The sequence below is a fragment of the uncultured Corynebacterium sp. genome (genome assembly GCF_902782855.1).
Classification (GTDB): Bacteria; Actinomycetota; Actinomycetes; order Mycobacteriales; family Mycobacteriaceae; genus Corynebacterium.
The window spans coordinates 1-7,393 of record NZ_CACZOO010000151.1; the positions used below are offsets into that span (position 1 = coordinate 1).

The window sequence follows — 7,393 nt, forward strand, 5'->3', positions numbered from 1 at the left end:
AATATCCGCATCATATCATCAATATCCACCACTCGTTCCTGCCGGCGTTCGTCGGCGCGGACCCGTACCGCCGCGCCTGGGAGCGTGGCGTGAAGCTCATCGGTGCGACCGCCCACTACGTCACCGAGGACCTCGACGAGGGTCCGATCATCGAACAGGACACGGTGCGCGTCACCCATGCCGATTCGGTCACCGACCTGCGGCAGCGGGGTGCGGAGGTTGAGCGGTCGGTTCTCTCGCGTGCCGTGTCCTGGCACGCGCAGGACCGCGTGATCCGCACCGGGAACCACACCATCGTGTTCTGATCAGGGGCGGTTTCCGACGAACCCCGGTCCGTGCGGTAGGAACCACACGGGCCGGGGTCTCCCCGTAACCGCAGAATCTGTCCGGAACCTACTTCTGGGCGGACAGCTTCCGGTACTCGAAGACCTGGTCGATGATGCCGTAGTCCTTGGCTTCCTCCGCCGTGAGGAACTTGTCGCGGTCGGTGTCGATCCGGACCTGCTCAGCGGTCTGACCGGTGTGGCGCGACAGCGTCTCCTCCATGAGACGCCGCATCCGCTCAATCTCCCTGGCCTGGATCTCCAGGTCGGACACCTGCCCCTGGGTGCCCTGCGTGGCCGGCTGGTGGATCAGCACACGCGAGTTCGGCAGCGCGGCACGCTTACCCGGGGTACCGGCGGCGAGCAGCACGGCGGCGGCCGACGCTGCCTGACCGAGACAGACGGTCACGATATCCGGCCGGACGTACTGCATCGTGTCGTAGATCGCCATCAGTGAGGTGAAGGAACCACCCGGGGAGTTGATGTACATGGTGATGTCCCGGTCGGGGTCGAGACCCTCGAGAACCAGCAGCTGGGCCATGATGTCGTTCGCGGAGGCGTCGTCGACCTGGGTCCCCAGGAAGATGATGCGCTCCTCGAAGAGCTTGTTGTACGGATTGGACTCCTTGGCACCGAACGAGGAGTGCTCGACGAAGGAGGGCAGGATGTACCGGGACTGCGGGAGCTGCGCCCCGGCGACCTCACCGGTGAGCTCGCTGGCGTGTGTGAAACCTGTCATGTTCTCCATCTTCCTACTTCTCCTTCGCAGAGCCGATGACGTGGTCCACGAAGCCGTACTCCAGTGCCTGCTCGGCAGTGAACCAGCGGTCGCGGTCGGAATCCTCGTGGATCTTCGCCAGCGGCTGGCCGGTGTGCTGGGCGATCAGCTCCGCCATCTCCCGCTTGGTCTGCGCGAACTGCTCCGCCTGGATGGCGATGTCCGCGGCCGTACCGCCGACCCCGGCCGACGGCTGGTGCATCATGATCCGGGCGTGGGGCAGCGCGTACCGCTTGCCCTTCGTACCCGAGGACAGCAGGAACTGGCCCATCGACGCGGCCAGCCCCATTCCATAGGTGGCGACATCGCAGGGTGAGTACTGCATCGTGTCGAAGATGGCCATGCCGGCGGTGACCGAACCACCCGGGGAGTTGATGTACAGCTTGATGTCCTTCTCCGGGTCCTCCGCGCTGAGCAGCAGAATCTGCGCGCACAGCTTGTTGGCGATCTCGTCGTCGACCTGGGTGCCCAGGAAGATGATCCGCTCGCGCAGCAGACGCTCGAAGACCGAGTCATTGAGGTTCATCCCCGACGCGGCGCTCATCTGCGCGGTACGCAGCGCCTGTCCGGCCGACATATCGTTCATGCTCACTGAGGCTCCTCGCTCAAGGTGTTACCCCGGGGCCGGTGCCGGAGGGCGTCCGACACAGGTGACCGGGGTGTGATTTGTGGAGTAACTGTGCTCCACAGTAGTCAACGCACCGGTGCGGTGCCCGCGTCCCCCGCCCTGTTCGCTGACAGCGCACGGGTAGCTCCCCGGGCCGCGGCCACCGGACAGGTGAACGGTTGTGCTCCGCCACCTACCCGGGCGCCGTCGCGGTTGCCTCACGCACCAGAACGCCGCCTCCGCGAAGGTGCGGGGGCGGCGTCGAGGCTGACGGGATCCGGAATCCTACTCGGCGTCCTTCTTGGCCTTCTTGGCCTTCTTCGCCTTCTTCTCAGCCTTCTCGGCCTTGTCTGCCTTCTCGGCCTTCTCAGCCTTGGCTTCGTCGACGTCCGACCCGACCTCGACGGTCTCGGTGGACTCCTCGGCGATCTCCTCGCCCTGCTCCTCACCGAAGAACTCCTTCGGATCGACCGGAGCCCCCGTGGAATCGGTGACGGTGACCTTGCAGATGTTCAGTGCCAGCGCCTTGCCACGACGCACGTCGGCGAAGAGGTTGGCGATCTGACCGGACTGCTGCAGCTGCATGACGAACTGGTTCGGGTCCATTCCGTACCGCTGTGCGGTGAACAGAATGTGGTCGGTGAGCTCCTGCTGGGAGACCTCCGGCTTCTCCACGTCAGCCAGTGAATCGAGGAAGAGCTGGGTGCGGACCGAATCCTCGGCGGCCTCGCGGGCGTCCTCCTCGAACTTCTCGCGGGTGATGTCCTGGGCGGCGAGCATCTGCTCGAAAACCTTCTCGTCACCACCGAACTGGCTCAGCAGCTGCTGGATCTGACCGTCGACCTGCTCCTGGACCACGGACTCCGGCAGCGGGACCTCGGTCTGCTCCAGAGCAGCGGCGAGAACCTTGTCACGGATGTCCGTGGCCTGCTGGCCCTTGAGCTGCTCCTCGACCTGACCCTTGACGGACTCGCGGAGCTCGTCAACGGTGTCGAACTCGGAGGCGAGCTGGGCGAAATCGTCGTCGAGCTCCGGGAGCTCACGCTCCTTGACGGACTTGACGGTCACCGTGACCTCGGCATCCTCGTCAGCGTGCTCACCTGCGACGAGCTTGGAGGTGAACTCCTTGGAATCGCCCTCGGACAGGCCGATGACGGCCTCGTCGAGACCCTCGACGAGAGAGCCGGACCCGACCTCGTAGGACAGCCCCTCGGTGGTGGCCTCGTCGACGGTCTCGCCGTCGATGGTGGCCGACATGTCGATGGAGATGAAGTCGCCGCTCTGCACGGCGCGCTCCACCGGCTTCAGGGTGCCGAAGCGGGCCTGCAGGTGACCGAGCTCGTGCTCGACAGCCTCGGCATCCGCCTCGACGGCGTCGATCTCGACGGCGATGCCGGAGAAGTCCGGAACCTCGATCTCCGGGCGGACGTCAACCTCAGCGGTGAAGGTGACGTGGTCATTGTCCTCGAGTTCGGCGATGTCGATGTCCGGCTGACCGAGGACCTTCAGGTCGTGCTCCTGGACGGCCTCGCCGTAACGGCCCGGCAGCATGTCGTTGAGCACCTCGTTGAGGATCGCCGGGCGCCCCAGACGGGCCTCCAGGATCTTCGCGGGGACCTTGCCCTTACGGAAGCCGGGCAGCGAGACCTGCTGCGCCAGGTTCTTGAAGGCGTTGTCGAACTCGGGCTTCAGTTCGTCGAAGGGGACCTCGACGGTGAGCTTGACGCGGGTGGCGCTCAGCGATTCAACGGAGCTCTTCACGGGTGCACACTCCTGTGTGTTCTTGTCTGGTGTTGTTCGTCGTCCGGCGGGACCCCGGGACGCGGTGACGTCCGGTTCCCTGCCCTGCGCCACACCGTTGTGCGGTACCGGGTCGGCCTCTAGCTCACGGCCACCGGGATCGGTCGGAACCGATTTTATCGTGCGACCGTCGACGGCGGTCGCCGGGGTCCGTCACCGCGGGGTCCGTGGCGGATCCTGCGGTGTGAGCCGTGCACGCGGCGACCTTCGCGACGGCGTCCGTCGGGATAGCGGGATTTGAACCCACGACCCCTCGCTCCCAAAGCGAGTGCGCTACCAAGCTGCGCCATATCCCGGATATCGGCACCTCCGGGGAACCCGGCTGTACCACCCGCAAGATGTTACGGGGTGGTGGTTCGGCAGGGCAACGGTGGGGTGCCGTTACCGTGCGAACTTCGCCGCCTGCCGGCTCTCTTCCGCCCACCGGGTGACCCACTCGGGCACGACCCGGCCGTCCGGCGTGGGCCCGAAGATCCCGGCGAGATCAGCGTCCCCAAGGGAGCCGCCGTCCTTCTTCAGCGCCCGGAGCTGCACCACGGCGTGGGCGAAGACCTCACCATCGTGCTCCCCGACACCGACGAACGTCTGCTCAACGAAGGTCCCGTACCGCTCGACTCCGAGGAAGCGGGTACGGATCTCGTAACGTTGCCAAGGCAGCAGCGAACGGCGGTAGTTCACCGTCTGTGCGGCGACGACGAAGTAGGCCCCGCAGGCCCGCGTGCGCTGACGGATCCGCGAGCGGTACATCTGCTCGATGCGGCCGAGATCCAGCACCGTCGGGTAGCGGCCGTTGTTCATGTGGCCCAGCAGGTCCAGGTCGTTGGGGAGGACGCGCATCGGCTTGATGTGCGTGTCCCACGGGCCCAACCGCGGAAGCAGCCGGCCACGGATCCAGGTGATCAGGAGTCGCAGGTAGAGATTCACGGAGCGGTACACTACCGTGATCCCCGATCTCCCGCCCACGAAACAACACAGGCCCCGGACCGTGTGGTCCGGGGCCTGGAGTGGAGGGAATGACGGGAATCGAACCCGCGTCTTCAGCTTGGAAGGCTGAGGTATTAGCCACTATACGACATTCCCCTACGGTCTCCCGGCTTCCGGGAATCCGTCACCGACCATACACCATCGGGGGCGGGGTGGCGCAAACCCGGGCTCCGGTCCAGGTTTCCCCGTGGCTTTGCCCGGGTCTGCGGGGAACCTCCCGGGGCCTTCGGGCCTTCAGCGGACCCGGGACCCTGACGGCGCCCTACAGCCCTTTGAAACCGGAGGGACGCGGAATGTTGCGCAGGTTGGACTTCGCCAGATCCAGCATCTTGCCCACACCACCCTCGAGCACGGTCTTCGTCGCCGCGCGGGTGAACCCGGCGACCTGTTCCAGGGAGATCTCCGGCGGGATGGACAGGGCGTTCGGATCAGTGACCACATCGACGAGCACCGGGCCGTCGTACGCCAGCGCCTCGGTGAGGACGCGGCGGATGTCCTTCGGGTCCTCGATGCGGAAGGACTTGATGCCGCACGCCTCGGCGATGTCCGCGTAATTGACCCCCTCATGGTCGGTACCGAAGTCCGGCAGACCCTTGACCAGCATCTCCAGCTTCACCATCCCGAGGGTGGAGTTATTGTAGACGATCGCCTTGAGCGGGACCTGGTGCAACTTCACGGTCAGCAGCTCACCCATGAGCATGCCGAGACCACCGTCACCGCACATCGCGATGACCTGACGCCTCCCCCCGGTCGCGGCGGAGGCGCCGATTGCCTGCGGCAGGGCGTTGGCCATTGTCCCGTGTCGGAAGGACGCCTGCAGCTGCCGCTTCCCGTTCGGGGTGATGTACCGGGCGTTCCACACGTTGCACATGCCGGTGTCGGCGGTGAACACGGCGTCCTCGTCGGCGAGATCGTCGAGGATGTAGGTGAGGTACTCGGGGTGGATCGGTGTGTGCTTCTCGATGTTGCGCGTGTACGCGGAGACGACGTGCTCCAGGTTGGACGCCTGCTTCTTCAGCATCTTCTCCAGGAAGGAGGAGTTGGTCTTCTCGCTGATGAGCGGGAGCAGGTCCTCGATCGTCGCGGCGACGTCACCGGTGACCGGGTACTTCACCGTGGTGCGGCGGCCGATGTTGCGGCCCTTGATGTCCACCTGGGCTGTGTCGGTGTGTCGCGGCAGGAACTCCGAGTAGGGGAAGTCGGTGCCCAGCAGGATGAGGAGATCGGCCTCCTCGAAGGCCTCGGAACAGGCGCCGTAGCCGAGCAGTCCGGACATGCCGACATCGTAGGGGTTGTCGTAGTGGAGGAACTCCTTGCCGCCGTACGCGTGACCGACCGGGGCCTTGATCTTGTCTGCCAGGGCGAAGACCTGCTCGCGGGCGTCCCGGCAACCGGCACCGCCGAAGATCGTGACCTTGCGGGCCTTCTCGATCGCCTCGGCGAGCGCCTTGAGTTCCCCGTCGGCGGGGTGGACGGCGGGCTTTTCGACGGAGATCACGGAGCCCAGCTGCGGGGAGTCGACAGCCGGGTCGGCGGCGATGTCGCCGGGGATGACGAGAACGGAGACTCCGTTACCCGCCATCGTCGACTGGATGGCGTGATGGAGGACCGTCGCCCCCTGGGCCGCGGAGTTCACCATCTCGCAGTATCCGGAGCACTCCTGGAACAGGGCCTCAGGATGGGTCTCCTGGAAGTAGTGCGAGCCGATGAACTGGGAGGGGATGTGACTGGCGATGGCCAGGACCTTGCCACCGTTACGGTGCGAATCGTAGAGGCCCTGGATCAGGTGGGTGTTGCCGGGGCCGCAGGAGCCGGCGCAGACGGCGAGCTGCCCGGTGACGAGAGACTCGGCTCCGGCAGCGAAAGCCGCGGCCTCCTCGTTGCGGACATGGAACCATTCGATACTGCTGCGCTTGACGGCGTCGACGATGGGGTTGAGGCTGTCTCCGACCAGACCGAAGATGCGGCGGACACCCTGGGCCTCGAGGGTGTCGACGATTTGCTCTGCGTATGTGCGTGCCATGGGACCCGACGATAGACGTGTTGTGGTCGGACCGCACCTCAGGATGACCGACGGGAATTAAGTACAGTCGAACAACATGAGACCGACGATCATCGATGTGGACAGCGGCCACGAACTGTGGACCGCACAACAGTGCGCCGACTTCTCCGGGACCGCCCGGGGAACGTTCACCAGCTACGCCACCCGGGGACGCGCCCCCGTCCCCGTCGCGAAGGTCCACGGTCTGACACTCTGGGACGCCGAGGAGGTCACCACCTGGTCAGAGACGAGGAACCCCCGTCGCCGCAACGGCTGACGGGGGTTGTGGGGACCGAGGAGGATCAGGCCTCCGGGAGTGCAGGGGCCACGCCGGTCTCCTCGTACTCGGCGAGGATGTCGATGCGACGCTGGTGACGCTCAACCCCGGACCATGCCTGGGTGATGAAGGCGTCGACGATGGCGAGGGCGTCCTCCTCGGAGTGCATCCGGCCACCGATGCCGATGAGCTGGGCGTTGTTGTGCTCACGGGCAAGCTGGGCGGTCTCCACCGACCAGGCCAACGCGCACCGCGCACCAGGGACCTTGTTCGCGGCGATCTGCTCGCCGTTGCCGGAACCACCGAGCACGATGCCCAGGGAGCCCTCGTCGGCGACGGTCCGCCTGGCCGCCTCGATGCAGTAGGCGGGGTAGTCGTCCTCGGCATCGTAGGTGTGGGCACCGCAGTCGACGACCTCGATGCCGTCCTTGGCCCTGAGGTGGTCGGCGATGATGTTCTTCATGTCGAAACCGGCGTGATCGGCGCCGAGGTAGATACGCATGTCAGTGAGTGTATCTGACGCCGCGTCACCGGTACCCCCCAGCACACGGGAAACGGGCACACGTCGTGGTGGCGGGTGCCC

The 7,393-nt window shown here is 65.8% G+C and carries 8 protein-coding genes and 2 tRNA genes; 2 read left to right on the forward strand and 8 right to left on the reverse strand.

The window, feature by feature from the left end; translation table 11 throughout:
* On the forward strand, positions 1-305 hold a 305-nt coding region (locus QZV72_RS07070; RefSeq protein WP_297006649.1), incomplete at its 5' end, for a formyltransferase family protein.
* 88 nt (positions 306-393) lie between these two features.
* Here QZV72_RS07070 and QZV72_RS07075 read toward each other — a convergent pair.
* The 7 genes from QZV72_RS07075 to QZV72_RS07105 form a co-directional block, all read right to left on the reverse strand.
* The gene (locus QZV72_RS07075) at positions 394-1,062 is read right to left on the reverse strand and encodes an ATP-dependent Clp protease proteolytic subunit (protein WP_297006651.1); all 669 of its coding nucleotides are present in this window, start codon (positions 1,060-1,062) and stop codon (positions 394-396) included.
* Positions 1,063-1,075: 13 nt separating this feature from the next.
* The gene (locus QZV72_RS07080; RefSeq protein WP_297006653.1) at positions 1,076-1,687 is read right to left on the reverse strand and encodes an ATP-dependent Clp protease proteolytic subunit; all 612 of its coding nucleotides are present in this window, start codon (positions 1,685-1,687) and stop codon (positions 1,076-1,078) included.
* A 306-nt stretch (positions 1,688-1,993) separates the two neighbouring features.
* Positions 1,994-3,469 (reverse strand): trigger factor, encoded by a 1,476-nt coding sequence (gene tig, locus QZV72_RS07085; RefSeq protein ID WP_297006655.1) that lies wholly within the window; start codon positions 3,467-3,469, stop codon positions 1,994-1,996.
* Between the two features lie 261 nt (positions 3,470-3,730).
* Positions 3,731-3,804: transfer RNA gene (locus tag QZV72_RS07090), tRNA-Pro, on the reverse strand.
* Between the two features lie 85 nt (positions 3,805-3,889).
* Positions 3,890-4,432, reverse strand: coding sequence for an acyl-CoA thioesterase (locus QZV72_RS07095; protein ID WP_297006657.1), 543 nt, complete (start codon positions 4,430-4,432; stop codon positions 3,890-3,892).
* Between the two features lie 81 nt (positions 4,433-4,513).
* Positions 4,514-4,588: transfer RNA gene (locus QZV72_RS07100), tRNA-Gly, on the reverse strand.
* A 166-nt stretch (positions 4,589-4,754) separates the two neighbouring features.
* The gene (locus QZV72_RS07105; RefSeq protein WP_297006659.1) at positions 4,755-6,515 is read right to left on the reverse strand and encodes a pyruvate dehydrogenase; all 1,761 of its coding nucleotides are present in this window, start codon (positions 6,513-6,515) and stop codon (positions 4,755-4,757) included.
* 76 nt (positions 6,516-6,591) lie between these two features.
* On the opposite strand from QZV72_RS07105, the gene QZV72_RS07110 reads away from it, so the two are divergent.
* Positions 6,592-6,810, forward strand: coding sequence for a hypothetical protein (locus QZV72_RS07110; RefSeq protein ID WP_297006661.1), 219 nt, complete (start codon positions 6,592-6,594; stop codon positions 6,808-6,810).
* A gap of 25 nt (positions 6,811-6,835) precedes the next feature.
* Here QZV72_RS07110 and QZV72_RS07115 read toward each other — a convergent pair whose 3' ends face one another.
* Positions 6,836-7,312, reverse strand: a complete 477-nt coding sequence (locus tag QZV72_RS07115; protein ID WP_297006663.1) for a ribose-5-phosphate isomerase — start codon at positions 7,310-7,312, stop codon at positions 6,836-6,838.
* Positions 7,313-7,393 lie beyond the last annotated feature (81 nt).

Excerpts from the sequence above, each read along its gene's own strand:
- QZV72_RS07115 (WP_297006663.1), bottom strand. The coding sequence starts at position 7,312 with ATGCGTATCTACCTCGGCGCCGATCACGCCGGTTTCGACATGAAGAAC.
- QZV72_RS07080 (WP_297006653.1), bottom strand. The coding sequence starts at position 1,687 with ATGAACGATATGTCGGCCGGACAGGCGCTGCGTACCGCGCAGATGAGC.
- QZV72_RS07075 (WP_297006651.1), bottom strand. The coding sequence starts at position 1,062 with ATGACAGGTTTCACACACGCCAGCGAGCTCACCGGTGAGGTCGCCGGG.
- QZV72_RS07105 (WP_297006659.1), bottom strand. The coding sequence starts at position 6,515 with ATGGCACGCACATACGCAGAGCAAATCGTCGACACCCTCGAGGCCCAG.
- QZV72_RS07110 (WP_297006661.1), top strand. The coding sequence starts at position 6,592 with ATGAGACCGACGATCATCGATGTGGACAGCGGCCACGAACTGTGGACC.